The organism is Sphingomonas sp. BAUL-RG-20F-R05-02 (assembly GCF_022662305.1).
Lineage (GTDB): Bacteria > Pseudomonadota > Alphaproteobacteria > Sphingomonadales > Sphingomonadaceae > Sphingomonas.
In genome coordinates this window covers 1-392 of record NZ_JAKNQH010000080.1, presented here as the reverse complement: position 1 = coordinate 392, position 392 = coordinate 1, and the positions used below count along the sequence as shown (strand labels likewise).

Here is a 392-nt window from a genome sequence, read left to right as displayed (position 1 = left end):
GTAATTACCCACCCCCTTGCGGGTAAGCGAGATCACTGATTCAAGGGGGTCATGGGCCGTCCCGATCTCGAGCGCCTGAGCCGCGAGGAATTGATCGAACTGGTGCTGCGCCTGCAGCGCCCTGCGAAGACGTCGCGGACATCGTCGAAGCCGCCATCGACCGACCGCAAGGAGCGCCGCGATGCCTCGCGGCCCGGCGGTGGAAAGCTCGGGCATGAGGGACATAGCCGGATACTGAGCGAGGCATTCGACCTTGCTATCGATCATCGTCCGGACACCTGCACCGGCTGTTGCGCTGCACTGCCGGCCGATCTGGTTGCCGAGACGGTCAGCGAGCACGATACGGTCGAACTGCCGCCAATCACGCCGGTCGTGGAGCGGCACAGGCGGCT

1 pseudogene is annotated in these 392 nt (G+C 65.1%); it reads left to right on the top strand.

The window, feature by feature from the left end:
- Window positions 1-51: 51 nt before the first annotated feature.
- Window positions 52-392: pseudogene (locus L8F97_RS22520) on the top strand (IS66 family transposase); the annotation flags it as partial.